Annotated in this window: 26 protein-coding genes and 1 pseudogene; 5 read left to right on the plus strand and 22 right to left on the minus strand. The window is 62.5% G+C overall.

Annotated elements, in window-relative coordinates:
* Nucleotides 1–31: 31 nt before the first annotated feature.
* On the minus strand, nt 32–742 hold the full coding sequence (locus tag N805_RS16435; RefSeq protein WP_019473852.1) for a tRNA-uridine aminocarboxypropyltransferase: 711 nt from the start codon (nt 740–742) through the stop codon (nt 32–34).
* Between the two features lie 218 nt (nt 743–960).
* On the opposite strand from N805_RS16435, the gene N805_RS16440 reads away from it, so the two are divergent.
* Complete coding sequence (locus N805_RS16440) at nt 961–1,383, plus strand: quorum-sensing-regulated virulence factor family protein (protein WP_019473853.1); 423 nt, start codon at nt 961–963, stop codon at nt 1,381–1,383.
* A 14-nt stretch (nt 1,384–1,397) separates the two neighbouring features.
* On the opposite strand, the gene N805_RS16445 is transcribed toward N805_RS16440, so the two are convergent.
* Nucleotides 1,398–1,607 carry a hypothetical protein gene (locus N805_RS16445; RefSeq protein WP_019473854.1) on the minus strand — a complete coding sequence of 70 codons (210 nt, stop codon included), beginning with the start codon at nt 1,605–1,607 and terminating at the stop codon, nt 1,398–1,400.
* A gap of 160 nt (nt 1,608–1,767) precedes the next feature.
* Between N805_RS16445 and N805_RS16450 the strand changes: the two genes are divergently transcribed.
* Nucleotides 1,768–2,886, plus strand: a complete 1,119-nt coding sequence (locus N805_RS16450; protein WP_019473855.1) for an LOG family protein — start codon at nt 1,768–1,770, stop codon at nt 2,884–2,886.
* Between the two features lie 135 nt (nt 2,887–3,021).
* Here N805_RS16450 and recX read toward each other — a convergent pair whose 3' ends face one another.
* The 5 genes from recX to N805_RS16470 form a co-directional block, all read right to left on the minus strand.
* Nucleotides 3,022–3,492 carry a recombination regulator RecX gene (gene recX, locus N805_RS16455; RefSeq protein WP_019472217.1) on the minus strand — a complete coding sequence of 157 codons (471 nt, stop codon included), beginning with the start codon at nt 3,490–3,492 and terminating at the stop codon, nt 3,022–3,024.
* Between the two features lie 20 nt (nt 3,493–3,512).
* Nucleotides 3,513–4,580 carry a recombinase RecA gene (gene recA, locus N805_RS16460; protein WP_019472216.1) on the minus strand — a complete coding sequence of 356 codons (1,068 nt, stop codon included), beginning with the start codon at nt 4,578–4,580 and terminating at the stop codon, nt 3,513–3,515.
* 103 nt (nt 4,581–4,683) lie between these two features.
* Nucleotides 4,684–5,166, minus strand: a complete 483-nt coding sequence (locus N805_RS16465) for a CinA family protein (RefSeq protein ID WP_019472215.1) — start codon at nt 5,164–5,166, stop codon at nt 4,684–4,686.
* A gap of 45 nt (nt 5,167–5,211) precedes the next feature.
* Nucleotides 5,212–5,361 carry a hypothetical protein gene (locus N805_RS30810; RefSeq protein ID WP_019472214.1) on the minus strand — a complete coding sequence of 50 codons (150 nt, stop codon included), beginning with the start codon at nt 5,359–5,361 and terminating at the stop codon, nt 5,212–5,214.
* A 1-nt stretch (nt 5,362) separates the two neighbouring features.
* Nucleotides 5,363–6,016: a hypothetical protein gene (locus N805_RS16470; RefSeq protein WP_026034551.1), complete on the minus strand. Its 654-nt coding sequence runs from the start codon at nt 6,014–6,016 to the stop codon at nt 5,363–5,365.
* Nucleotides 6,017–6,319: 303 nt separating this feature from the next.
* Between N805_RS16470 and mutS the strand changes: the two genes are divergently transcribed.
* Both mutS and fdxA read left to right on the plus strand, forming a co-directional pair.
* A complete protein-coding gene (gene mutS, locus N805_RS16475; protein ID WP_026034550.1) occupies nt 6,320–8,893 on the plus strand; it encodes a DNA mismatch repair protein MutS in 2,574 nt (857 codons plus the stop codon).
* Nucleotides 8,894–9,033: 140 nt separating this feature from the next.
* Nucleotides 9,034–9,357 (plus strand): ferredoxin FdxA, encoded by a 324-nt coding sequence (gene fdxA, locus N805_RS16480; RefSeq protein ID WP_012270863.1) that lies wholly within the window; start codon nt 9,034–9,036, stop codon nt 9,355–9,357.
* Nucleotides 9,358–9,882: 525 nt separating this feature from the next.
* On the opposite strand, the gene rpoS is transcribed toward fdxA, so the two are convergent.
* From rpoS to N805_RS16520, 8 genes and pseudogenes are all read right to left on the minus strand, one after another.
* Nucleotides 9,883–10,890, minus strand: coding sequence for an RNA polymerase sigma factor RpoS (gene rpoS / locus N805_RS16485; protein WP_003252351.1), 1,008 nt, complete (start codon nt 10,888–10,890; stop codon nt 9,883–9,885).
* A 108-nt stretch (nt 10,891–10,998) separates the two neighbouring features.
* A complete protein-coding gene (locus N805_RS16490; RefSeq protein WP_019472211.1) occupies nt 10,999–11,856 on the minus strand; it encodes a peptidoglycan DD-metalloendopeptidase family protein in 858 nt (285 codons plus the stop codon).
* A gap of 239 nt (nt 11,857–12,095) precedes the next feature.
* Nucleotides 12,096–12,734: a protein-L-isoaspartate(D-aspartate) O-methyltransferase gene (locus N805_RS16495; protein WP_015269209.1), complete on the minus strand. Its 639-nt coding sequence runs from the start codon at nt 12,732–12,734 to the stop codon at nt 12,096–12,098.
* A 35-nt stretch (nt 12,735–12,769) separates the two neighbouring features.
* Nucleotides 12,770–13,519, minus strand: coding sequence for a 5'/3'-nucleotidase SurE (gene surE, locus N805_RS16500; RefSeq protein WP_019472210.1), 750 nt, complete (start codon nt 13,517–13,519; stop codon nt 12,770–12,772).
* Nucleotides 13,507–14,565, minus strand: a complete 1,059-nt coding sequence (gene truD, locus N805_RS16505) for a tRNA pseudouridine(13) synthase TruD (RefSeq protein ID WP_019472209.1) — start codon at nt 14,563–14,565, stop codon at nt 13,507–13,509. Before truD ends, surE begins: the two co-directional genes overlap by 13 nt.
* Nucleotides 14,562–15,035 (minus strand): 2-C-methyl-D-erythritol 2,4-cyclodiphosphate synthase, encoded by a 474-nt coding sequence (gene ispF / locus N805_RS16510; RefSeq protein WP_019472208.1) that lies wholly within the window; start codon nt 15,033–15,035, stop codon nt 14,562–14,564. The genes truD and ispF overlap by 4 nt, the downstream gene beginning before the upstream one ends.
* A 166-nt stretch (nt 15,036–15,201) precedes the next feature.
* Entirely contained in the window at nt 15,202–16,056 is an 855-nt protein-coding gene (fghA, locus tag N805_RS16515) for an S-formylglutathione hydrolase (protein WP_019472207.1), read from the minus strand.
* Nucleotides 16,057–16,064: 8 nt separating this feature from the next.
* Nucleotides 16,065–17,176 (minus strand): annotated as a pseudogene (locus tag N805_RS16520) (S-(hydroxymethyl)glutathione dehydrogenase/class III alcohol dehydrogenase).
* 107 nt (nt 17,177–17,283) lie between these two features.
* On the opposite strand from N805_RS16520, the gene N805_RS16525 reads away from it, so the two are divergent.
* Complete coding sequence (locus N805_RS16525) at nt 17,284–18,180, plus strand: LysR substrate-binding domain-containing protein (RefSeq protein ID WP_019472206.1); 897 nt, start codon at nt 17,284–17,286, stop codon at nt 18,178–18,180.
* Nucleotides 18,181–18,314: 134 nt separating this feature from the next.
* Here N805_RS16525 and ispD read toward each other — a convergent pair whose 3' ends face one another.
* The 7 genes from ispD to accA all read right to left on the minus strand — a co-directional run bounded on the left by ispD (nt 18,315) and on the right by accA (nt 26,030).
* A complete protein-coding gene (ispD, locus tag N805_RS16530) occupies nt 18,315–19,022 on the minus strand; it encodes a 2-C-methyl-D-erythritol 4-phosphate cytidylyltransferase (RefSeq protein ID WP_019472205.1) in 708 nt (235 codons plus the stop codon).
* On the minus strand, nt 19,019–19,300 hold the full coding sequence (ftsB, locus tag N805_RS16535; RefSeq protein ID WP_004375443.1) for a cell division protein FtsB: 282 nt from the start codon (nt 19,298–19,300) through the stop codon (nt 19,019–19,021). The genes ispD and ftsB overlap by 4 nt, the downstream gene beginning before the upstream one ends.
* A 168-nt stretch (nt 19,301–19,468) precedes the next feature.
* Complete coding sequence (gene eno, locus N805_RS16540) at nt 19,469–20,758, minus strand: phosphopyruvate hydratase (RefSeq protein WP_019472204.1); 1,290 nt, start codon at nt 20,756–20,758, stop codon at nt 19,469–19,471.
* A 153-nt stretch (nt 20,759–20,911) separates the two neighbouring features.
* Complete coding sequence (gene kdsA, locus N805_RS16545) at nt 20,912–21,757, minus strand: 3-deoxy-8-phosphooctulonate synthase (RefSeq protein WP_019472203.1); 846 nt, start codon at nt 21,755–21,757, stop codon at nt 20,912–20,914.
* A 3-nt stretch (nt 21,758–21,760) separates the two neighbouring features.
* Nucleotides 21,761–23,389: a CTP synthase gene (locus N805_RS16550; protein WP_019472202.1), complete on the minus strand. Its 1,629-nt coding sequence runs from the start codon at nt 23,387–23,389 to the stop codon at nt 21,761–21,763.
* A gap of 269 nt (nt 23,390–23,658) precedes the next feature.
* The gene (gene tilS, locus N805_RS16555) at nt 23,659–24,942 is read right to left on the minus strand and encodes a tRNA lysidine(34) synthetase TilS (protein WP_026034549.1); all 1,284 of its coding nucleotides are present in this window, start codon (nt 24,940–24,942) and stop codon (nt 23,659–23,661) included.
* A gap of 140 nt (nt 24,943–25,082) precedes the next feature.
* Nucleotides 25,083–26,030: an acetyl-CoA carboxylase carboxyl transferase subunit alpha gene (gene accA, locus N805_RS16560; protein ID WP_026034625.1), complete on the minus strand. Its 948-nt coding sequence runs from the start codon at nt 26,028–26,030 to the stop codon at nt 25,083–25,085.
* Between the last annotated feature and the right edge of the window lie 29 nt (nt 26,031–26,059).

Consider the following 26,059-nt stretch of genomic DNA (forward strand, 5'->3'; position numbering starts at 1 on the left):
ATGAACCAAAGCGGGGGTTGTGCCCCTTGGACTATAGGAAGGTATGCAAACGCTGGTGGGTGTCGTCCTGATCATCCAGCGGGAGACGCCGCTTGCCGCTCAGGTAATGCAGGCTGAACACATCCAGGTAGGCATCCAGCGCCTGCGAGGCCTGGCTGTCGCCGGCCAGGTCCAGGCACATGGCTGCGACCTCTGCCGTGCAGAAGTGATCGTCGCGCTTGGAGCGCCGCAGGCGATAGCGCGACATCTGCTCGGCCTGCAGGCTCAACACCGGGAAGCGGTCCAGGTACGGGCTTTTGCGGAACATCTTGCGGGCTTCGGTCCAGGTGGCATCCAGCAGGATGAACAGCGGGCGCTTGCCCGGCTCACGCGCCACCTCGCTGACCACCCGCTGCTCGGCCACAAATTCACCGGGGAAGACAATATAGGGCTGCCAGTGCGGGTCGTCCAGCAAGGCCAGCAAGCGCTCGTCGACCGAGGTGCGCAGCCAGCCAAAGGCCCAGGTGTCCTGGATCAGGTCGGCAATCAGCCAGCCGGTGTTGGTCGGCTTCAACGGCTCGGTGTCATGCATCAGCAGGCACACGCCCGACTCGGCCTGCACCCGAGGCTTCCAGGCACACAGGCAATGGGTGGCGATGACCCGGCAATCCGGGCAGCGCTCGGCACGCGAGCCACGGGCGATGAAAGGTTTGTTGCTGCGGGCCAGGCGTTCGGCGCGCAGGCGCGCTACCGCGTGGCTCATGCCGGCAGGCCTCTGGACAGGTACGAAATGGGCACAAGGATGACTCGGAAAAAACAAGGCGGCCAGTTTAGCAGAACAGAGGGCATTTACTGTGCAGCTGGCAAGGCGCCCCTTATAATCGACACCTACCGTGCCCGAAGCTCGCGCCTGCGCGACTTTAACTGAACGCCGTCGACCTGCGCATGTCAAAGCGCCAGTCATCGAACCAGGAGAGATTCATGCTGCGCCTTATCGTCCCCGCCCTGAGCCTGCTACTCGCTCTGCCCCTGGCAGCCCAGGCAGCCTCCAAGCAGGATTACGACCTGAACACGACATTGCAAAAGGTCGCAAGAGAAAGCAGCGTCGGTACCCCACGCGCCATCAACGAGGACATCCTCGACCAAGGCTACACGGTGGAAGGCAAGGCGCTGGTCAACCACCTGAGCGTACGCCCGAGCCACGCCGAGCGCATGCAGGCCAATCCCGAGCAGGTACGCAGCCAGCTGGGCGACAGCGTCTGTCGCAACAGCGGTTTCCGCAACCTGATGTCCAAGGGCGCGGTCATGGTCTACCGCTTCACGGTGTACAAGACCAACCAGCCAATCATGGACCAGGCCTTCGACAGTGCCAGCTGCGTGGCCGGCAACAAGAAAAAGAAGTGACAGCGGCTTTCTAGCTACACTTTCTCCTCCTCGCGGGCGCGCCAGTGCCCTTCGGCGGCATCGGCGCGCATCTCGGCCAACAACGCCTGCAGGTAGCGCGACTGGCACTCTAACCCCGCCAACCTGCGGCAGCACTCATCCTCAAGGCTCAAGTGATGCACTTGAGCCGCACTCTCCAGCTGCTGATAGAGCTGCCGGTCCACCTCGATGGTCAAGCGATGCATACCGCCACCTCCTGCATCGATACGTTTCGCTTTACCAGTTAACCAAACCCCTGCTTGCAGTGGCCACATACCGACGGGCGGCTGCGCGAAACAGCCCGGCACGATTCGGCGCGAGGGTCTAGATTGAGGTCAGAGGTATTGGTGCAGAAGGAGACGTTGCATGCCTTACCAAGCGAATGAGCTGCTATTCAGCCACTTCCGTGACAACAATATCGACCTGAGCAACATCGACGCACAACTGCAACTGGTGGCCCCCAACAGCCCCAACCTGCCGCTGTACCGCGACATGATGCTGACCGTCCTGCGCATGGCCCATGACGACAGTGACCGCTGGAGCGCCAAGATCACCCTGCAGGCCCTACGCGAACTGGACCAGGCGTTCCGCACGCTGCAGCGCTACAAGGGCCGGCGCAAGGTGACTGTGTTCGGCTCGGCGCGTACCCCGCTGGAGCACCCGATGTACGCCCTGGCCCGCGAGTTGGGCGCCACCCTGGCGCGCTCCGACCTGATGGTCATCACCGGTGCAGGCGGCGGCATCATGGCTGCCGCCCACGAAGGCGCTGGCAGCGACCACAGCCTGGGCTTCAACATCACCCTGCCCTTCGAGCAACACGCCAACCCGACCGTGGACGGCACCGACAAGCTGTTGCCCTTCCATTTCTTCTTTATCCGCAAGCTGTTCTTCGTCAAAGAGGCGGATGGCCTGGTGCTGTGCCCGGGCGGTTTCGGCACCCTGGATGAAGCGCTGGAAGTGCTGACACTGATCCAGACCGGCAAGAGCCCATTGGTACCGGTGGTGCTCCTGGACTCGCCCGGCGGCAGTTTCTGGCGTGACTGCCTGGACTTCATCAGCCGCCAACTGGAAGAAAACCGCTATATCCTGCCCAGCGACCTGAAGCTGGTGCGCCTGGTGCACAGTGCCGACGAGGCGGTAGAGGAAATCAACCAGTTCTACAGCAACTACCACTCCAGCCGCTGGCTGAAAAACCAGTTCGTGATCCGCATGCACCACCCACTCAGCGAAGCAGCGCTATTTGATATTCAGGAAGGCTTTGCCGACTTGCGCCTGAGTGGCAAATATCACCAGCAAGCGGATAGCAGTGCCGAACATGAAGTGGGCAACTTCAACCACCTGACCCGGCTGTCGTTCGCCTTCAATGGCCGCGACCAGGGCCGGCTGCGCGAGCTGGTGGATTTCATCAACTTGTCGGAGAACTGGGCCAAGCCTCAGCCAATGCATACCACGCAGCGGGCCAGGGAGGCGTTGAAGGTCAGTTAATAGGTGTCGCCTGTTTGGGGCCGCTCTGCGACCCTTTCGCGACACAAGGCCGCTCCTACAGACGATCGCGAATACCTGTAGGAGCGGCCTTGTGTCGCGAAAGGCCGCAGAGCGGCCCCAGCATTTCAGCAATGGTCAGTAATCGTCGAGATCACGCCCGCTGAGCAGGCGGCCGATCATGTCCATGGGGAAACCCCGGTAAGCCAGAAACCGGGTTTGCTGGGCACGGCTGCGCGGATCCTGCGGGCGCTGCCCGGCAAACTTGCGCTGCCAGACGTCACGCATGCGCTCGCGCCAATCCACCTCGCTCTCGCGCAATGCCTGCTCGATATCAGCACGCGCCAGGCCACGCTGGCCCAGCTCCTCGCGAATACGCGAAGGGCCGTAGCCAGCGCTTGAACGGTACCTGATGAAGCTTTCGAGGTAGCGGGCTTCGCAAAGCAGCCCTTCTTCGGCGAGCCGGTCGAGTTCAGGCTCGATCAGCTCATCCGAAGCGCCGCGCTGGCGCAACTTGCGCGTCAGCTCGACGCGACCGTGCTCACGTCGCGCGAGCAGGTCCATGGCTGTCCGCCGAATGGCGACGGGGGTGTCGAGTACGGCGGACATGTTGGCTATCTACCGCGCAATCAATAACCGGCTTCGGCGTCGGCCACATCGTCGGCACTGGCATCAACGGCTGCAGCCTTGCTGGCTTCAGCGGCAGCACCGGCTTTCAGCAGCTTTTCACGGATCTGCTTCTCGATCTCGGCACCGATAGCCGGGTTCTCGGCCAGGTATTTGGCAGCGTTGGCTTTGCCTTGGCCGATCTTGTTGCCTTGGTAGGCGTACCAGGCACCCGACTTCTCGACCAGGCCTTGGGACACACCCAGGTCAATGATCTCGCCGTTACGGTAAATACCTTTGCCGTAAAGAATCTGGAACTCGGCCTGACGGAACGGCGGCGAGACCTTGTTCTTGACGATCTTGACGCGGGTTTCGCTACCGACCACCTCGTCGCCTTCCTTGACCGCACCGGTACGGCGGATGTCCAGACGAACCGAGGCGTAGAACTTCAGGGCGTTACCACCGGTGGTGGTTTCCGGGCTGCCGAACATCACGCCGATCTTCATACGAATCTGGTTGATGAAGATGACCAGGCAGTTGGCGTTCTTGATGTTACCGGTGATCTTGCGAAGCGCCTGGGACATCAGACGAGCCTGCAGGCCCACGTGCATGTCACCCATTTCGCCTTCGATCTCAGCCTTGGGCACCAGCGCGGCCACGGAGTCGACGATGATCACGTCAACGGCGTTGGAGCGCACCAGCATGTCAGTGATTTCCAGGGCCTGCTCGCCGGTGTCCGGCTGCGAGACCAGCAGGTCGTCGACGTTGACGCCCAGCTTGCCGGCGTACTCAGGGTCGAGGGCGTGTTCGGCGTCGACGAAGGCGCAGGTGGCACCGTTCTTCTGGGCTTCGGCGATGACCGACAGCGTCAGTGTGGTCTTACCCGACGATTCCGGGCCATAGATCTCGACGATACGGCCTTTTGGCAGGCCGCCGATGCCCAGCGCAATATCCAGGCCCAGCGAGCCGGTGGAAATGGCAGGAATGCCTTGGCGCTCCTGATCACCCATGCGCATGACCGCGCCTTTGCCGAATTGGCGTTCGATCTGACCCAGGGCCGCAGCCAAGGCGCGCTTCTTGTTGTCGTCCATTGAAATCCTCACGTGTTCGACTTGGCCCTGATGGCCGCAATACCTGTATAAGTAGCCAGTATTATTCCACAGGCAGGCGCTCGCGCAAACCCCTGTCGTCGATTTACTCGGCACCAAGCTGTAACAAGCCGTCTAACGCGGCGATCACCGTCTGTCGGCGCACAGCTTCGCGATCACCGTCGAACTGGCGGCGCTCGCTGAACACCCGGTTGCCGTCACCCCAGGCAAGCCACACCGTACCTACCGGTTTGGCCGGCGAACCACCGTCGGGCCCGGCCACACCGCTTACCGCCACGGCAAACCGCGCGCCGCTGGCGGCCTGGGCCCCTCGGACCATGGCCTCGACCACGTCCTGGCTGACCGCGCCCACCTGGCCGAACAAAGCCTCGGGCACGCCCAACAGGCGGGTTTTCTGGGCGTTGGAATAAGTCACGTAGCCAACCTCGAACCAGGCCGAGCTGCCAGGTATACGGGTGATGGCTTCGGCAATGCCACCGCCGGTGCAGGATTCGGCGGTAGCCACCTGTGCATTGAAACGGCGCAGGTGTTCACCCAGGCGGGTGGCAAGCGTGGTGATCGGGTCCATGTCGGGCTCCTGAAAGGCTGCACCTACCCTACCAGCTTGTGTGTTTCACTGATATTCGGCCAGCTCGCGAAGCCTGCGACCACAACGGCAGCAGGCCTGCCGTGAAATGACGATTTCGCCGACAAACACGCGCTCGACTTCGACAGGCTTGTGCCTGTACAGCCGGCACAGCGCAAGCCTGAGCCATTCGGTCATATCAGAAGTTCAACCGAAGCACGGTGCGCCAGATGTTCTTCGCCGGTGAACGACGATGCTTGGCCCAGTTGCGCTCCCACCATTCATCTTCATTGCGCACCACCTGTTCCAGATCACTGCCGGTAACAGCGGCAGCATGCTGGCGGAACATCATGGGGAATACGCAATGCTGGCGGATCCTGTGTTTGACCACCACATCCACCGGCGTGCCATCGTAGGGCGTCTCGGCCAGGATCCGGCAGCCTTGGCGCGACAACACATAGGCGTGCAACGCGACCACCCTCCCCCTGGCGATAAACGGAAACCAGGTCAGCCACGTCCGCCCCATGGAGTAGCCCAGGTGCAGAGCCTCGAAGGGCCGCTTCTGCATGAAGCGGTTTACCCAGCGAACCCGGGTAGCCGTAAATTCATAGGCCTTGGCATCGTCCTCGAAAATCAAAATTCTATCCAGGCCGTTTTCCAGCGCATGGCGAGCCAATTGCTGATGCGACTCGTAGCAACCACGCGCGGGATCGCTGTTTTTCTGGACGACATGAAAAACCACCTCATTGTCCAGCTGCTGACCGATAGTCTCTGTGAATAGCTTACGCCGGTCACCCCGGGTATCGAGAGAAATGCAAAAAACTGCATCGACATCAAAACGAATTCCGCTCACTGCTTTAATCAACCCGACTGCAATAACTGTTTATTGGGTCACACGCCACCGCAGTTGATTCCGGCAGGTCTTCCCTGATGTTAAAAAGCCGCCAATTCTCCATGGGGACGCCGTGCTGTCAATATGCCCTCACTTCAACCCTGATCGCTGCCAGGACGTGCAGGTGCTGCCCGTGCGGTTGCCGTGGTACCCTATGCGGCTTGAAAAATCAGGTGGGTCTCGGCGCCGCGCACGCAACACGGAACGCCCCAATTTGCCCCACAATGTTGAGACCTACTTTCTAAGCCTTTGATGAATAAAGCAATCTCAGATCTTTCCGCACACACCCCGATGATGCAGCAGTACTGGAAGCTGAAGAATCAGCACCCGGACCAGCTGATGTTCTACCGCATGGGCGACTTCTACGAAATCTTCTACGAAGACGCAAAGAAGGCCGCAAAACTGCTGGACATCACCCTGACCGCACGGGGTCAATCGGCCGGCCAGTCCATCCCCATGTGCGGGATTCCGTTCCATTCGCTGGAAGGCTACCTGGCCAAGCTGGTCAAGCTGGGCGAATCGGTGGTGATCTGCGAACAGATTGGCGACCCGGCCACCAGCAAAGGCCCGGTGGAGCGCCAGGTGGTGCGCATCATCACCCCAGGCACGGTCAGCGACGAGGCGCTGCTGGACGAGCGTCGCGACAACCTGATTGCTGCGCTGCTCGGTGACGAACGCCTGTTCGGCCTGGCCGTACTGGACATCACCAGCGGCAATTTCAGCGTGCAGGAAATCAAAGGCTGGGAGAACCTGCTGGCCGAGCTTGAGCGCCTGAACCCGGTCGAACTGCTGATCCCGGACGACTGGCCGCGCGACCTGCCTGCCGAGAAACGCCCCGGTGCCCGCCGCCGTGCGCCGTGGGACTTTGACCGCGATTCGGCACGCAAGGCCCTGTGCCAGCAGTTTGCGACCAAGGACCTCAAGGGCTTTGGCTGCGACAAGCTGACCCTGGCCATCGGCGCCGCCGGCTGCCTGCTGACCTACGCCAAGGAAACCCAGCGCACCGCCCTGCCGCACCTGCGCAGCCTGCGCCACGAGCGCCTGGACGACACGGTCATCCTCGATGGCGCCAGCCGTCGCAACCTGGAGCTGGACGTCAACCTGGCGGGCGGGCGTGACAACACCCTGCAATCGGTGGTCGACCGCTGCCAGACTGCCATGGCCAGCCGCCTGCTGAGCCGGTGGCTGAACCGCCCGTTGCGCGACCTCAAGGTACTGCAAGCACGCCAGGACTCGATTCGCTGCCTGCTCGACAGCTACCGTTTCGAGAAGCTGCAGCCGCAGCTGAAAGAAATTGGCGACATCGAGCGGATCCTCGCCCGAATCGGCCTGCGCAATGCCCGCCCACGTGACCTGGCGCGCCTGCGCGATGCATTGGGCGCCTTGCCTGAACTGCAAAACGCCATGACCGAGCTGGAGGCGCCGCATCTGGCGCGCCTGGCAGCCATCACCGGCACCTACCCGGAGCTGGCCAGCCTGCTGGAGCGGGCGATCATCGACAACCCGCCGGCGGTGATCCGCGACGGCGGCGTGTTAAAGACCGGCTATGACAACGAGCTGGACGAGCTGCTGGCGATCAGCGAAAACGCCGGCCAGTTCCTGATCGACCTGGAAGCCCGAGAAAAAGCCCGCACCGGCCTTGCCAACCTCAAGGTCGGCTACAACCGTGTGCACGGCTACTTCATCGAGCTGCCCACCAAGCAGGCCGAGCAGGCGCCGGGCGACTACATTCGCCGCCAGACCCTCAAGGGCGCCGAGCGCTTCATCACCCCCGAGCTGAAAGTGTTCGAGGACAAGGCGCTGTCTGCCAAGAGCCGCGCCCTGGCCCGCGAGAAGATGCTCTACGACACCCTGCTGGAAACCCTGATCAGCCACCTGGCACCGCTGCAGGACAGCGCCGCCGCCCTGGCCGAACTGGACGTGCTCAGCAACCTGGCCGAACGTGCGCTGACCCTCGACCTGAACTGCCCGCGCTTCATCGACGAGCCGTGCCTGCGCATCGAGCAAGGCCGCCACCCGGTCGTGGAGCAGGTACTGACCACGCCGTTCGTGGCCAACGACCTGGGCCTGGACAACAGCACGCGCATGCTGATCATCACCGGCCCGAACATGGGCGGTAAATCTACCTACATGCGCCAGACCGCCCTGATCGTGCTGCTGGCGCACATTGGCAGCTTCGTGCCGGCGGCCAGCTGCGAGCTGTCGCTGGTCGACCGCATCTTCACCCGCATCGGCTCCAGCGACGACCTGGCCGGCGGGCGCTCGACCTTCATGGTCGAGATGAGCGAAACCGCCAACATCCTGCACAACGCCACCGACCGCAGCCTGGTGCTGATGGACGAAGTGGGCCGCGGCACCAGCACCTTCGACGGCCTGTCGCTGGCGTGGGCTGCCGCCGAGCGCCTGGCCCAGCTGCGCGCCTATACACTGTTCGCCACTCACTATTTCGAGCTCACCGTGCTGCCGGAAAGCGAGCCGCTGGTGGCCAACGTGCACCTGAATGCCACCGAGCACAACGAGCGCATCGTGTTCCTGCACCATGTACTGCCTGGCCCTGCCAGCCAGAGCTACGGCCTGGCCGTGGCACAACTGGCCGGCGTGCCGGGTGCGGTGATCCAGCGTGCTCGCGAACACCTGGCGCGCCTGGAAACCACCAGCCTGCCGCATGAGCAAGTCCCGACCGAAAAGGCCAGGGATGTGCCACAGGTGCCGCACCAGAGCGATCTGTTCGCCAGCCTGCCACACCCGGCCATCGAGAAGCTGGGCAAGCTGCAACTGGACGACATGACCCCGCGCCAAGCTATCGAAATGCTATATCAACTAAAGAACCTGTTATAACGGCGCCCACTACAAGCTGGTAGAATCCGCCGCGGTTTGCTGGTGCTGCAGGTTATTAGCCTGGCCTGCAGCCACATACCTGTAAACCGCGCGGCCCTGAGAGGAAGGGCCGCCGCCGTCGCCTGAGGAGAGAACTAGAAATGACCTTCGTCGTCACCGACAACTGCATCAAATGCAAATACACCGACTGCGTGGAAGTCTGTCCGGTGGACTGCTTCTACGAAGGCCCGAACTTCCTGGTCATCCACCCGGACGAGTGCATTGACTGCGCACTGTGCGAGCCGGAATGCCCGGCGCAAGCCATCTTCTCGGAAGACGAAATCCCTGCCGGGATGGAAAACTTCATCGAGCTGAACGCCGAACTGGCGGAAGTCTGGCCAAACATCACCGAACGTAAGGATGCCCTGCCGGACGCTGAAGAGTGGGACGGCAAGACTGGCAAGATTGCAGACCTGGAGCGCTGATAGCGCCCGGATACGAAAAAGGCCCCTCGGGGCCTTTTTTGTTTTTCTGTGGACAAAAAAAGGGGCGGTTTGACCCGCCCACATTTTTTTCCGTAGTCCCTGCTTGTCCCAAACATCATCCTGATGAAATCGCTTCTTGCGATGTCCTTGGCCTTCATCCTGAATGCCTGTGCATGTCCCTGTGCACAGTTCGAATACTAGCGGGTTGAGCCGGGCGGGCAAGCGCGAGACCTCACAAGGTATTACCAGGCACACATTTCCTCACAGCCGAATAAGCCATGCTTTTCAATGGGTTGTAAAAATACAGGGGCTGAAAACGGCAATGATTTACTGAGACTTGCATAGATAGCTTACAAAACAAGTAAGAAAAGGCTTACACGCAATGTTACTGGGGTAGCGCAGTACACATTAGATATCTGATTTACCCGGCAGATTTTGGGGCTGCTTTGCGGCCCCCAACATTTTCAAATGACACACACAAAAACGCCCCGAGGTCCTCGGGGCGTTTTGTGTGACAGGCCTTCGCTACTGGAACAAAGACTCGCTGGACAACCCATTCTTTTCAAGGATCTCGCGCAGACGCTTGAGCCCCTCCACCTGGATCTGCCGTACACGCTCCCGGGTCAGGCCGATCTCCAGGCCAACATCTTCCAGGGTGCTGCTTTCATGCCCACGCAGGCCAAAGCGACGCACCACCACTTCCCGCTGCTTGTCAGTCAGCTCGCCCAGCCACTGGTCGATGCTCTGCGACAGGTCGTCATCCTGCAGCAGTTCGCACGGGTCGGTGGGGCGGTCGTCGGTCAAGGTGTCGAGCAGGGTCTTGTCCGAATCCGGGCCAAGCGACACATCCACCGACGATACCCGCTCGTTCAGGCCCAGCATGCGCTTGACCTCGGCGACCGGCTTCTCCAGCAGGGTGGCGATTTCTTCGGGGGAGGGTTCGTGGTCGAGCTTCTGGGTCAGCTCGCGTGCGGCGCGCAGGTAGACGTTCAGTTCCTTGACCACGTGGATCGGCAGGCGGATGGTGCGGGTCTGGTTCATGATCGCCCGTTCGATGGTCTGGCGGATCCACCAGGTCGCATAGGTCGAAAAACGGAAACCACGCTCCGGGTCGAACTTCTCGACCGCACGGATCAGCCCCAAGTTGCCTTCCTCGATCAGGTCGAGCAGCGACAGGCCGCGGTTCACGTAACGACGGGCAATTTTTACAACCAGGCGCAGGTTGCTTTCGATCATGCGCTTGCGGCCAGCAGGATCGCCCTTCTGCGACAAGCGCGCAAAGTGCACTTCCTCTTCCGGCGAAAGCAGCGGCGAGAAGCCGATCTCGTTGAGATACAGCTGGGTGGCATCAAGCGCCCGACTGTAATCGATGTACTTGTGTTGCTTGAGCGAAGAGCCCGACTTGGCCCTCGTCCGAACCGAAGATACAGCAGGTTCGTCTGACACCACATCCGTTTCCAAAACGATACCCGTCTCCATCAGGAGGACGTCATCGTCGATGTCAAACTCCGGCACTTCTTTACTGAGAGCCATTGTTATAGTCCTTTGCTGAGTTCGAACTCAGACTCGAGCGGCACCTTTATCCCTGGCAGCGCTGGAGCCTGTCCCCACTACATCACAGGAACAGGCCGGGTACAACGATCAACGGCGTGGCAGGAACTGGAGTGGATCGACGGGTTTGCCCTGGCGGCGAATCTCGAAATGCAGCTTCACCCGATCAGTGCCCGTGGACCCCATTTCAGCAATCGACTGCCCTGCCTTGACCTGCTGCCCCTCCCGAACCAACAGCCTGCGGTTATGACCGTAGGCACTGACGTAGGTATCGCTGTGTTTGATGATGATCAGCTCGCCGTAGCCCCTCAAACCACTCCCGGCGTAAACCACCGCACCATCAGACGCAGCAAAAACAGGCTGTCCCAAATCACCGGCGATATCAATGCCTTTATTCAAACTACCGTTTGAAGCAAATTTTCCAATCAGCACGCCGTTGGCAGGCCAGGTCCAGCCACCTACCGCGCGCTCCGCAGCTGGCACCGTGGCAACCACCGGCGCGCTGGTGGAAGGGGCCGGCGTGGCCGGTTTGCCGGTGCTGGCAGGCGACGTGGGCGTGCTCCCCACGGGCCGCCGCGTGACCGTGGTGCGGCTCGACGAGGACGGGTTGGACACCACCGTGGTACTGCTGCTTGAACCACTGCTGAAACGAATCGCTTGGCCCGGGCGGATGGTATAAGGCGCCGGGATGCCATTGCGTGCAGCCAGCTCCTTGTAGTCCCAGCCATAGCGGAAGGCGATGGAGAACAGCGTGTCCCCAGGCTTGACGATGTACTGCCCGGACGTCACCGTCGGGCGCTTGGGCACAGTGTTGTTGCGGTCGACCACCCGCGCGCTGGTGTTACTGGTGCTCGAGCAACCCACCAGTAGCATGCCCATGGCCAGTGCAATCACCAGAAGCTTGAAACCCGACCCGTCCTTGCGCTGCCGAATGACTGTGTGACCCACCCGCGCTCCCCTCATGGTGCCGAAAAACGATATGAAGACAAGAAATGCAATATTGTTGCAATTATAACCAAGCCGGCCTGTATTGGCAGGCTGGTGCAAAAGGCTGTTGCAAACCCGAGGCGCGCACTGTGCGCTAGCGCTTTGCTCCGCCAGATAGACAGGGCGAAGCCACAAGAATTCGCCACCGGCGCAAAAATACCGCGCGGCTCATGCCGGCAGCGCCCAGCACGACGCAGCGCTCAGGCCAGTGGGCCATTGAGCAGCGGCACGAAGCGCACGGCCCCCAGCACACGGCGGGAGAACCCATGTTCTTCGCGCACGATCAGCATCAGTTGCTGCGTTTCGCCGGCCGGCCCCACCGGAATCACCATGCGGCCACCGGGTGCCAGCTGGTCGAGCAGTGCCTGGGGCACTTCCGGCGCTACCGCGGTGACGATGATGCCGTTGTACGGCGCCAGCGCCGGCCAGCCTTCGCAACCATCGCCCCAGCGGAATACCACGTTGCGCAGGTTCAGCTCCACCAGGCGCTCTTTGGCCCGGTCTTGCAGCACCTTGATACGCTCCACCGAGAATACCCGCTCCACCAGCTGGGCCAGTATCGCTGTCTGGTAGCCCGAGCCAGTGCCGATCTCCAGCACCTTGTCCAGCGGACCGGCCTCGAGCAGCAGCTCGCTCATGTGGGCAACCATGAATGGCTGGGAGATGGTCTGGTTGTGGCCGATCGGCAGCGCGGTGTCTTCATAGGCACGATGCGCCAGTGCCTCGTCGACGAACAGGTGACGTGGGGTACGACGGATCACGTCGAGCACCTTGGTGTTCGACACACCCTCCTCGCACAGGCGCTGGATCAGCCGCTCCCGGGTACGCTGGGAGGTCATGCCGATGCCACGTCGCAGCATATCGTCCTCGCGCATCAGAGCACGCCCTCCAGCCAACCGTCGAGCTGCTCGAAGGCATCATTGAAGGTGCGGTCGAGCTGCAGCGGAGTGATCGACACGAAGCCTTGCATCACCGCATGGAAGTCGGTGCCCGGGCCGCCATCTTCGGCATCCCCGGCCACGGCGATCCAGTAGCCTTCCTTGCCGCGCGGGTTGACCACCTTGGTCGGTGCCGCCGCCCGCGCCCGGTGACCGAGGCGGGTGAGCTGGATGCCACGAATGTGCTCCAGCGGCAAGTTGGGGATATTGACGTTGAGTACCGTGCGTGGCGGCAGCACCAGACGTGACTGTGCCTCGACCAGCCGACGGGCGATGTAGGCCGCCGTCGGCAGGTTGTCCGGCTGACGCGACAACAGTGAAAACGCCAGCGACGTGCCGCCAAGGAAACGGCCTTCCAACGCGGCGGCGACCGTACCCGAGTACAGCACGTCATCCCCCAGGTTGGCACCGAGGTTGATCCCCGACACCACCATGTCAGGCACCTGCGGCAACAACCCATTAAGCCCCAGGTGCACACAGTCGGTCGGTGTGCCGTTCAGGCTGATGAAGCCGTTGGCCAGGGTCTGCGGGTGCAGTGGCCGGTCCAGCGTCAGCGAACTGCTGGCGCCGCTCTTGTCTTGATCCGGGGCGATCACCGCGCACTCGGCGTAATCCGCCAGCGCAGCGTGCAGCGCGGCGATGCCGGGTGCGGTGACACCGTCGTCGTTCGAAATCAGAATACGCATGGGCTGTCCGTCTGCCCTGCCGACACCAGATCCACGACTTCGCGCACCACCACGGTGGCAAAGCATCCGGCCGGCAGGACGAATTCCAGTTGCAGGATATCAGGCTCGGGATAATGCCATGTCAGGCCGCCAATAGGGAGCCGCAAAATACGCCGTTCGTGATCCATGCCCGCCTGGGCCAACCACTGGCAAAGTGCCGGTTGCCGAGCGCCGACGGCATTTTCCAGCTGCGCGGTGGCGCCGCCTGCGGGCGAATTGCCCTCGCCCCACATCGCACCGGTCGGGTGCAGGTCGAGAATCGCCAGACGTGGGTCGGCGCATTCCGCCTCACCGGCCGGGAAGAAGCTACGGCTGTCGGTGAACGCCAGCAGGTCGCCGACCTGGGCCTGGGCCCAGCTACCTTCGGCGACACGTGCAGCAAGCACCTGATTGAACAGGTAGCTGCGCCCGGCCGAAAGCAGCCGCGAACGCACGTTACGCTGCTCGGGCAACGCCTTGCGCGCGGCCCAGTCGAGGGCGTCATGCACGTTGCCCCCGCCGTGGCCGAAGCGCTGGGTGCCGAAATAGTTGGGCACACCATGCTGCTTGAGCTGTGCCAGGCGCGCATCCACAGCCTGGTGGTCGGCAGCGAGTGCCGTCAGGCGCAGGGTGAAGCCGTTGGCCGAATGCGCGCCACGCTGCAGCTTGCGCTGGTGGCGCACCTGCTTGAGCACGCGCAGGCTGGCATCTTCAGCACGCGACAGGTCTGGGTCGGCTTTGCCCGGCAGGTGCAGGCTGAACCACTGGCGGGTCAGGGCTTGACGGTCCTTGAGCCCGGCGTAGCTGATAGAGCGCACCGGCACGCCTGCGGCGCGCGCCAGGCGGCGGGCCGCCTCTTCGGTGTTCAGGTCACGCTTTTCGACCCACAGCCACAGGTGCTCGCCTTGGCCGGACAGTGGAATGTCCAGCACTTCGTCGACCTGGAAGTCCTCAGCCACCGCCTTGAGGACGGCGCTGCCCAAAGGTTCGCCCGATGCACGCGGGCCCAGCAGTTCCAGTTCGGTCATGCTGCCAGCAACAGGGCGACCGAATGCACGGCTATCCCCTCCTCACGGCCGGTAAAGCCCAGCTTTTCAGTCGTGGTGGCCTTGACGTTGACCTGGTCGAGTTCGACCTGCAGGTCTTCGGCGATCAGTTGGCGCATGGTCTCGATGTGCGGGGCCATCTTCGGCGCCTGGGCGACGATGGTGGCGTCGACATTGCCGACCTTCCAGCCCTTGGCCTTGACGATGCCGACCACATGGCGCAGCAGCACGCGGCTGTCGGCACCCTTGAACTGTGGGTCGGTGTCGGGGAAGTGCTTGCCGATGTCGCCCAGCGCCGCAGCGCCCAGCAAGGCATCGCTCAGGGCATGCAGCAGCACGTCGCCGTCGGAGTGGGCCAGCAGGCCGTACTTGTGGGGGATACGCACCCCGCCCAGGGTAATGAAATCACCGTCGCAGAAACGGTGCACATCGTAGCCATGGCCAATACGCATAGAAAAACGCCCTGAATGAGTCAGGGCGTGATTCTACCTGCTTTGCAGGGGATTTGTGGGATTGGGGCTGCTGTGCAGCCCTTCGCGGGCACGCCCGCTCCCACAGCAACCGCAAGCCCGTGGGAGCGGGCGTGCCCGCGAAGAAAACAACGCAGCCTTCGAAGCGTTAAACCCGCCCCAGTGCCACCGCATGATGACGCAGGTGATCCTCGATGAAGCTGGCAATGAAGTAGTAGCTATGGTCATAGCCCGGCTGCAAACGCAGGGTCATTTCATGGCCCCCTTTGCGTGCCGCCTGCTCAAGCGTTTCAGGCTTGAGCTGCTTCTCGAGGAAGTCGTCACGGTCGCCCTGGTCAACCAGCAAGGGCGGGCATTCGCCAGCAGGGGTTTCGGCCAGCAGTATGCTGGCATCCCACTCGCGCCAGCGCGCCCGGTCTTCACCCAGGTAGCGGCTGAAAGCCTTTTCGCCCCATGGGCAATCCATCGGGTTGCTGATCGGCGAGAACGCCGACACCGAGCGGTAGCGCCCCGGGTTGCGCAAGGCGCACACCAGCGCGCCATGCCCACCCATGGAGTGGCCGCTGATGCTGCGCTCGCCCGACGCTGGGAAGTGCGCCTCGATCAGCGCCGGCAACTCCTGCACCACATAGTCATGCATGCGGTAATGCTGGGCCCAAGGTTGCTGGGTGGCGTTGAGGTAGAAGCCGGCCCCCAGGCCGAAGTCCCAGGCGCCATCCGGGTCGCCCGGCACCTGCTCGCCACGCGGGCTGGTGTCGGGGGCCACGATGATCAGCCCAAGCTCCGCGGCCATGCGCTGGGCGCCGGCCTTCTGCATGAAGTTCTCGTCGGTGCAGGTGAGGCCGCTAAGCCAGTACAGCACCGGCAGCTTCTCGCCCTGCTCTGCCTGCGGTGGCAGGTACACGGCGAACACCATGTCGCAGCCCAGCACCTTGGAGTGATGCCGGTAACGCTTGTGCCAGCCGCCGAAGCTCTTCTGGCAGGAGATGTTATCCAGGCTCATGGCACACCTCAGAAGTGGATCACGCTGCGGATGCTCTTGCCTTCATGCATCAGGTCGAAGGCTTTGTTGATGTCCTCCAGGCCCATGGTGTGGGTGATGAAGGTATCCAACGGAATCTCGCCCTTTTCAGACATTTCCACGTAGCTTGGCAGCTCGCTGCGGCCACGCACGCCGCCGAATGCCGAACCACGCCAGACGCGGCCGGTGACCAGCTGGAACGGACGGGTGGCAATTTCCTGGCCGGCACCGGCTACACCGATGATGACCGACTCGCCCCAGCCTTTGTGGCAGCATTCCAGGGCGGCGCGCATCAGTTGCACGTTGCCGATGCACTCGAAGGAGAAGTCCACGCCACCGTCGGTGAGGTCGACGATCACTTCCTGGATCGGGCGGTCGTAGTCTTTCGGGTTGACGCAGTCGGTGGCACCCAGTTGGCGGGCGATCTCGAACTTGGCCGGGTTGATGTCGATGGCGATGATGCGCGAGGCCTTGGCCTTGACCGCTCCGATCACCGCCGAGAGGCCGATGCCGCCCAGGCCGAAGATGGCCACGGTGTCACCCGGCTTGACCTTGGCGGTGTTGAGCACCGCGCCGATACCGGTGGTGACGCCACAGCCCAGCAGGCAGACCTTTTCCAGGGGGCTTCTTTCTGGATCTTGGCCACGGAAATTTCCGGCAGCACGGTGTACTCGGAGAAGGTCGAGGTGCCCATGTAGTGGAACAGCTGCTGGCCCTTGTACGAGAAGCGCGTGGTGCCGTCCGGCATCAGGCCCTTGCCCTGGGTAGCGCGAATGGCCTGGCACAGGTTGGTCTTGCCCGAGAGGCAGAACTTGCACTTGCCGCATTCCGGGGTGTACAGCGGGATCACGTGGTCGCCGACGGCCACCGAGGTCACGCCCTCACCTACCGCTTCGACGATCGCGCCGCCTTCGTGGCCGAGGATGGACGGGAAGATGCCTTCGGGGTCAGCACCGGACAGGGTGTAGGCATCGGTGTGGCAGACACCACTGGCGACCACACGCAGCAGCACTTCACCGGCCTTGGGCATGGCCACGTCGACTTCGACGATTTCCAGGGGTTTCTTGGCTTCGAAGGCTACGGCAGCACGGGACTTGATCATCAAAGGTCTCCAGACAGAGGGTCGATTCAGGCTCACAGTGTAATTCACCGCCTTTTGATGAATAATCAGGACAAAGACAAAACATTATTGCCACACAGGGATAATCCATGAGCAACCGCTGGGAGGGCATCGACGAATTCGTCGCCGTGGCCGAATCGGGCCAGTTCACAGCGGCCGCCGAACGCCTGGGGGTTTCCTCTTCGCACATAAGCCGCCAGATCGCCCGGCTGGAGGAGCGCCTGCAGACACGCCTGCTGTACCGCAGCACGCGCCGGGTAACCCTGAGCGAGGCGGGGCAGACCTTTCTGCAGCATTGCCAGCGCTTGCAGGATGGCCGCGAGGAAGCCCTGCGCGCCATGGGCGACCTGGCCAGTGAACCCAAGGGGCTGCTGCGCATGACCTGCGCGGTAGCCTACGGCGAGCGCTTCATCGTGCCGCTGGTAACACGGTTCATGGCGCTGTACCCACAGTTGCGGGTGGATGTGGAACTGAGCAACCACACCCTCGACCTGCTGCATGAGGGGATGGACCTGGCGATCCGCCTGGGCCGCCTGGCCGACTCTCGGCTGGTGGCCACTCGCCTGGCCCCGCGGCGCATGTACCTGTGCGCCTCGCCGGCCTACCTGGAACGTTACGGCCGGCCGCACAGCCTGTCGGAACTGGCGCGGCACAATTGCCTGGTAGGCAGTTCGGACTTGTGGGCGCTGCAGCAGGACGGCCGCGAGATCAGCCAGCGGATACAGGGCAACTGGCGCTGTAACAGCGGGCAGGCAGTGCTGGATGCGGCGCTGCAAGGGATAGGGCTGTGCCAGCTGCCGGATTATTACGTGCTGGAACACCTGAACAGTGGTGCGCTGGTGTCTTTGCTCGAAGCGCACCAGCCACCGAATACGGCAGTGTGGGCGCTGTATCCGCAGCAGCGGCACCTGTCGCCGAAGGTGCGGCGGCTGGTGGATTACCTGAAGGAAGGGTTGGCGGGGTTGCCGGAATATCGCGGGATCTGATTGCAAAGGGGTCCGCTTCGCGGCCCAATCGCCGGCAAGCCAGCTCCCACAGGATCTCCACAGACCTGAGGGAATCGCGGTTACTGTGGGAGCTGGCTTGCCGGCGATTGGGCCGCGAGGCGGGCCCGCCGATTTCAGCGCCTACCGGCCCAGCGCTGGCGCAACCATTCCAGGTCTTCGGGCCGGGTCACCTTGATGTTGTCACTGCGCCCTTCCACCAGCCGCGGCGCCTGGCCGGACCATTCGATGGCAGAGGCCTCATCGGTCACCACCACATCCGATACCAGGCACTCGGCCAGCGCCCGGTGCAACGCCCCCAGGCGGAACATCTGCGGCGTATACGCCTGCCAGATAGTACTGCGGTCCACGGTAGCGCTCACCCGGCCGTTGCTGTCTGCACGCTTGAGGGTGTCGCGCGCCGGCACCGCCAGCAAGCCACCCACCGGGTCGTCTGCCAGCTCCGACAACAACTTGTCCAGGTCGCTGCGCGCAAGGTTCGGCCGCGCGGCATCGTGCACCAGCACCCAGTCGCTGTCCGAGGCGCCCTGGGCATGCAGCAACAGCAAAGCGTTGAGCACCGAGTCGGCGCGCTCACGCCCGCCCGTCGCGCGCTGGATGCGCGAGTCGCTGGCGCAACGCAGGGCCGGCCAGTACGGGTCATCTTCAGCAATGCTGACCACCACGCCATTGAGCGCCGGGTGGCCAAGAAAACAGTCGAGGCTGTGCTCGAGCAAGGTCTGCCCGGCCAGCTCCAGGTATTGCTTGGGGCGGTCGGCAGCCATGCGGGCACCAACGCCCGCAGCAGGAATCACGGCCCAGAAGGCCGGCAAGGTATCGATCATTTCTGTGGCAACTGGAAGAGGGTTTCGCCCTCTTTGACCATTCCCAATTCGTGGCGAGCCCGCTCTTCAACGGTCTCCATGCCTTTTTTCAGCTCCAGCACTTCGGCATCGAGCACACGGTTACGCTCCAGCAGCCGCTCGTTTTCGGCATGCTGCTCGGCAATCTGCTGCTTCAGCTCGGTCACTTGCGCCAGGCTGCCATTACCCACCCACAGGCGGTACTGCAGGCCACCCAGCAGCAGGAGCAGGACGAGGAACAACCAATAAGGACTGCGCATCTAGGTATCCAGGTTAAAAAGACCGCCGCACACTATGCATTTCAGGGTCTCGAATAGCACGAAGCCTGGCCGAGGCCAGGCTTCGTGGACAGAAACCCGTTGGAACGCAGTAAAGTTCAGTACGAACGTTCCTACAGCTCCGGCTGCTGTCTTTTTACCATCTCTTGCTTAGCCGCGAAACTCGGCACGACCACGGTAAACCGCTTTGGCACCCAGTTGCTCTTCGATGCGCAGCAGTTGGTTGTACTTGGACACGCGGTCGGAACGGCACAGCGAACCGGTCTTGATCTGACCGGCAGCGGTACCCACGGCCAGGTCGGCAATGGTCGAGTCTTCGGTTTCACCGGAACGGTGCGAGATCACTGCGGTGTAGCCGGCAGCCTTGGCCATCTGGATGGCTTCCAGGGTTTCGGTCAGCGAGCCGATCTGGTTGAACTTGATCAGGATCGAGTTACCGATGCCCTTCTCGATGCCTTCCTTGAGGATCTTGGTGTTGGTCACGAACAGGTCGTCGCCAACCAGCTGTACCTTCTCGCCGATCTTGTCGGTGAGGATCTTCCAGCCAGCCCAGTCGGACTCGTCCAGGCCGTCTTCGATCGAGATGATCGGGAAGCGCTCGGTCAGGCCTTTCAGGTACTCGGCGAAGCCTTCGGCATCGAACGACTTGCCTTCACCGGACAGGTTGTACTTGCCGTCTTCGTAGAACTCGGAAGCCGCGCAGTCCAGGGCCAGGGTCACGTCGGTGCCCAGCTTGTAGCCGGCTTTTTCAACGGCTTCGGCGATGGCAGCCAGGGCGTCTTCGTTGGAAGCCAGGTTAGGGGCGAAGCCGCCTTCGTCACCTACGGCGGTGTTCAGGCCACGGGCCTTGAGCACAGCTTTGAGGTGATGGAAGATTTCGGTACCCATGCGCAGGCCATCGGAGAAGGTCTTGGCGCCAACCGGCTGAACCATGAACTCCTGGATGTCGACGTTGTTGTCGGCGTGCTCGCCACCGTTGATGATGTTCATCATCGGAACCGGCATCGAGTATTGGCCCGGGGTGCCGTTCAGGTTGGCGATGTGCGCGTACAGCGGCAGGTCCTGGTCCTGGGCAGCGGCCTTGGCGGCAGCCAGGGAAACAGCCAGGATGGCGTTGGCGCCCAACTTGGCCTTGTTCTCGGTACCGTCCAGTTCGATCATGGCGCGGTCCAGAGCCTTCTGGTCGGATGGGTCCTTGCCCAGCAGCAGGTCACGGATCGGGCCGTTGATGTTGCCGACGGCTTTCAGCACGCCCTTGCCCAGGTAACGGCTCTTGTCGCCATCACGCAGCTCCAGCGCTTCGCGCGAGCCGGTGGAAGCACCGGACGGCGCGCAGGCGCTGCCGATGATGCCGTTGTCGAGCAGTACATCGGCTTCCACGGTGGGGTTGCCACGCGAATCGAGAACTTCACGACCTTTGATGTCGACGATTTTTGCCATTGTTGTAAGCACTCCAGAATTGACGAAAACAACCTAGCTTAAGAAATTCTTGCCGTTCACCAGGCGGATTTGCAGTGGGCAGGCCGGGTGAAGGGAGCCTCTGACCGATTGGTCAGGGGTGGATCGGGCGCTACTTTACCCGAGAAATGAGTTTTATGCGGTTTCTACCGTCGGAAAACTTTTCACCAGGTCGTCCAACTGCTTGATCTGGGCCAGGAATGGCTCCAGTTTGTCCAGGCGCAGGGCGCATGGGCCATCGCACTTGGCGTTGTCCGGGTCGGGGTGGGCTTCGAGGAACAGGCCGGCCAGACCCTGGCTCATGCCAGCCTTGGCCAGGGCGGTGACCTGGGCGCGGCGGCCACCGGCGCTATCGCTGCGACCACCCGGCATCTGCAGGGCGTGGGTCACATCGAAGAACACCGGGTACTCGAACTGCTTCATGATGCCGAAGCCGAGCATGTCCACCACCAGGTTGTTGTAACCGAAGCTCGAACCGCGCTCGCAGAGGATCAACTGGTCATTACCGGCCTCTTCGCACTTGGCCAGGATATGTTTCATTTCCTGGGGTGCGAGAAACTGGGCCTTCTTGATGTTGATCACCACGCCGGTCTTGGCCATGGCCACCACCAGGTCGGTCTGCCGCGACAGGAAGGCCGGCAGCTGGATGATGTCACATACCTTGGCAACGGGCTCGGCCTGACAAGGCTCGTGCACGTCGGTAATCACCGGCACGTTGAAGGTGCGCTTGATCTCCTCGAAGATCTTCAGCCCTGCTTCCATGCCCGGGCCACGGTAGGACGCCACCGACGAACGGTTGGCCTTGTCGAAGCTGGCCTTGAACACGTACGGGATACCGAGCTTCTCGGTCACCCGCACGTATTCTTCGCAGACCTTCATTGCCAGGTCACGGGACTCCAGAACATTCATGCCGCCGAACAGGACGAACGGCTTGTCGTTGCCTATCTCGATATTACCGACACGAATGATCTTCTGGGGCATGGGTCAGGCCTTGTTCTTCTGAGCCAGGGCCGCCTTGACGAAACCGCTGAACAGCGGGTGGCCGTCACGCGGGGTGGAAGTGAACTCCGGGTGGAACTGGCAGGCGACGAACCATGGGTGGTCCTTGGACTCGACCACTTCCACCAGCGCGCCGTCTTCGGAACGACCGGAAACCACCAGGCCAGCATCGACCAGTTGCGGCAGCAGGTTGTTGTTCACTTCGTAGCGGTGACGGTGACGCTCGGTGATCACGTCCTTGTTGTAGCAGTCGTGCACCTTGGAGCCGGCGGCCAGCTGGCAATCCTGTGCGCCCAGGCGCATGGTGCCGCCCAGGTCCGAAGCCTCGGTACGGGTCTCGACGGCACCGGTGGCATCGGCCCACTCGGTGATCAGGCCGACTACCGGGTGGCCGCTGTTGCGGTCGAATTCGGTGGAGTTGGCGTCTTTCCAGCCCATCACGTTACGGGCGAACTCGATCACGGCCACCTGCATGCCCAGGCAGATGCCCAGGTACGGTACCTTGTTCTCACGGGCATACTGCACCGCGGTGATCTTGCCTTCCACGCCACGCAGGCCGAAACCGCCCGGCACCAGAATGGCGTCGGCACCCTCGAGCAGGCTGGTGCCCTGGTTCTCGATGTCTTCCGAATCGATGTAGCGCAGGTTGACCTTGGTGCGGTTGGTGATGCCGGCGTGGCTCATCGCTTCGATCAGCGACTTGTACGCATCCAGCAGCTCCATGTACTTGCCGACCATGGCGATGGTCACTTCATGCTCCGGGTTGAGCTTGGCATCGACCACCTTGTCCCACTCGGACAGGTCGGCGCTGTTGCACTGCAGGCCGAAGCGCTCGGTGACGAAGTCATCCAGGCCCTGAGCATGCAGGATGCCCGGGATCTTGTAGATGGTATCGGCGTCTTCCAGCGCAATCACCGCACGCTCTTCAACGTTGGTGAACTGGGCGATCTTGCGGCGCGACGAGCTGTCGATCGGGTGATCGGAGCGGCATACCAGCACGTCAGGCTGCAGGCCGATGGAGCGCAGCTCCTTGACCGAGTGCTGGGTCGGCTTGGTCTTGGTCTCGCCAGCAGTGGCGATGTACGGAACCAGCGTCAGGTGCATCAGCATCGCGCGCTTGGCGCCGACTTCGAAACGCAACTGGCGGATGGCTTCGAGGAACGGCTGCGACTCGATGTCGCCGACGGTACCGCCGATTTCCACCAGGGCCACGTCGGCATCGCCGGCACCCTTGATGATGCGACGCTTGATTTCGTCGGTGATGTGCGGGATGACCTGGATGGTCGCGCCCAGGTAGTCACCACGACGCTCTTTACGCAGCACGTGCTCGTAAATGCGACCGGTGGTGAAGTTGTTGTTCTGGGTCATGGTGGTGCGGATGAACCGCTCGTAGTGGCCCAGGTCGAGGTCAGTCTCGGCGCCATCGTGGGTGACGAACACTTCACCGTGCTGGAACGGGCTCATGGTGCCCGGATCGACGTTGATGTACGGATCCAGCTTGAGCATGGTGACCTTCAGGCCCCGCGCTTCCAGGATGGCCGCCAGGGAAGCCGAGGCAATGCCTTTCCCCAATGAAGAAACAACACCGCCCGTGACGAATATGTAGCGCGTCATGAAAAACCCTAGAAGTCTGCGTTAAGGCGGCCAGCGCCGCCGGAGAAAGCGAAGGAAGGCCGAAGCCCCCGATCACCTGCGTCAATCACAGTGCATCTCGAAAAACTGTCGCGTCTGTACAGACCAGGGGTATCCCCGGCATGGAGCTCGCTCGTCATTTCTAGAATCAGCCCAGCAAAAAACTGCTTGGTAATCGGCAACCCCTGTGTTTTCGCGGAAGCCACAGAAGTTGTATCAAGAAGGGAGGGTAGTCTACCGGAATGTACCCTTCATCTCAAACCTTGCGCGCTCGTCGGCAACTGCCAATGCAGCTGGCAATCCGCCTGCACCAGCCTGGGCAGGTTGGCCACCGCCAGCAGGCGCTCGCCCTGATACAGCAAAGGCAGGCGCGGACGCAGGAAATACGGCACCCGCTGCTCATTGAGCAGGCGCTTGAGGTCGCGCTGGCCGCGGCCGGGGACCTCCAGCATTTCGCCACCCTGGCGGTAGGCAATGCGCAGGCCAGCCAACGGCTCGGCGACATCAAGACGCACCCTGCCGTTACCCGGCAGCACCAGGGGCGCGGCTGAATCCAGCCAAGCCATTTCGCCGACAGGCTGCTGCAGCCAGTCGCCGCTCAGCCACCAGATGCGTCCGTGGCTGCGCACCAATTGGCCATCGGCCAGCCGCCAGACCGGCTGGGCATCGGCGGCGGCATCGCGCAGGTCTGCCCAGCCGGCCCAATGCCGTGTGTCGGGCAAACGAGTGCGCCGGCTCAACCAATATTGCAGGGCATTGCGCTGACGGGCCGGCGATAGCGCCACCAGGGCGCCCAGGTCGAGGGATTCCAGCCCCGACCAGGCAACGGGCGCCCCCTCCTGCGCAAGCGCCAGGTCGCCCTGGGCCAGTTCGTCCAGCAGGCCCAATGCTTCACCCAGGTGCTCTGCGGCGCGGGCGAGGTTCTGCCCGGCCTGTGGCCAACGTTGCTGCAAGCGCGGGAACACATCGCCGCGCAGGTAGTTGCGGGCAAATTGTGTGTCGGTATTTGACGGGTCTTCGATCCATGCAAGCCCATTTGCCCGGGCATAGTCATGCAGTTGCTGGCGTGAGCAACCCAACAACGGCCTGACCAGGCTGCCCTGCCCTAGCGCCCGCTGCCCCGGCATCGCCGCCAGGCCACGCAGGCCTGCGCCGCGCAACAGGCGAAACAACAGGGTTTCGGCCTGGTCATCGCGGTGCTGCCCGGTGAACAGAATGTCGCCGGGGCCCAGGGTTTGCCTGAAAGCGGCATAGCGGGCGTCGCGGGCAGCCTGTTCGAGGCTCGCGCCGGGGCTGACCTGGACGTGGATGACCTGAAGTTCGATGCCCAGATTGTCGCAGACGGCTTGGCAGTGGGCCGGCCAGGCGTCGGCAGCGGCTTGCAGGCCATGGTGGATATGGATGGCGCGCAGCGGGGGGGATGCGTGGTTGCGGGCGTGGGTGGCCAGCAGGTGCAGAAGGACGGTGGAGTCGAGGCCGCCGGAGAAGGCGATGTACCAGGTGGGGGCGTTGAGCCAGGGGGTGAGGTTGATCATCTGTTCCTCACTTGGCTTGAGAGCGCCGGGGGTGCTTTGCACCCCTTTCGCGACACAAGGCCGCTCCTACGGGGAAACGCGGTCGCCTGTAGCAGCGGCCTTGTGTCGCGAAAGGGCCGCAAAGCGGCCCCAGGGCTGAATCAGAGGCCGTAGCTCATCAGGCGCTCGTAACGGCGAGCCAGCAGCGCGTCGTTATCGAACTTGCCGAGCATGTCCAGCTGCTCTATCAGGTCGGTGCGGATGCTTTCCGACACTTTCACCGGGTCACGGTGGGCGCCGCCCAACGGCTCCTGGATGACCTTGTCGACAATGTTCAGGCTCTTCAGGCGCTCGGCAGTGATGCCCATTGCCTCGGCTGCGTCAGCCGCCTTGTCGGCAGTCTTCCACAGGATCGAAGCGCAACCTTCCGGCGAGATCACCGAGTAGGTGGAGTACTGCAGCATGTTCAGCTGGTCGCACACGCCAATCGCCAGCGCACCGCCCGAACCACCTTCACCGATCACGGTGGCGATGATCGGGGTTTTCAGGCGCGCCATGACGCGCAGGTTCCAGGCGATTGCTTCGCTCTGGTTGCGCTCTTCGGCGTCGATGCCCGGGTAGGCACCCGGGGTGTCGATGAAGGTCAGGATCGGCATTTTGAAGCGCTCGGCCATTTCCATCAGGCGGCAAGCCTTGCGGTAGCCTTCCGGGCGCGGCATGCCGAAGTTGCGGCGTACCTTCTCGCGCACTTCACGGCCCTTCTGGTGGCCGATGACCATGACCGGCTTGCCATCCAGGCGCGCGGTACCACCCACGATGGCGGCGTCGTCGGAGAAGTGACGGTCACCGTGCAGCTCTTCGAACTCGGTGAAGATGTGCTCCAGGTAGTCCAGGGTGTAAGGACGACGCGGGTGACGGGCCAGGCGCGCAATCTGCCAGCTGGTGAGGTTGCCGAAGATGCTTTCGGTCAGTGTGTTGCTCTTGTCTTGCAGACGGGCAATTTCATCGCTGATGTTCAGCGAGTTGTCGTTACCTACCAGGCGCAGGCCTTCGATCTTGGCTTGCAGGTCGGCAATCGGCTGTTCGAAATCGAGAAAATTCGGGTTCATAGTCATCCGTCTTGGGTCTACGGCCAGGC

It is taken from the genome of Pseudomonas putida S13.1.2, from assembly GCF_000498395.2.
In the GTDB taxonomy this organism is placed as follows: domain Bacteria; phylum Pseudomonadota; class Gammaproteobacteria; order Pseudomonadales; family Pseudomonadaceae; genus Aquipseudomonas; species Aquipseudomonas putida_Q.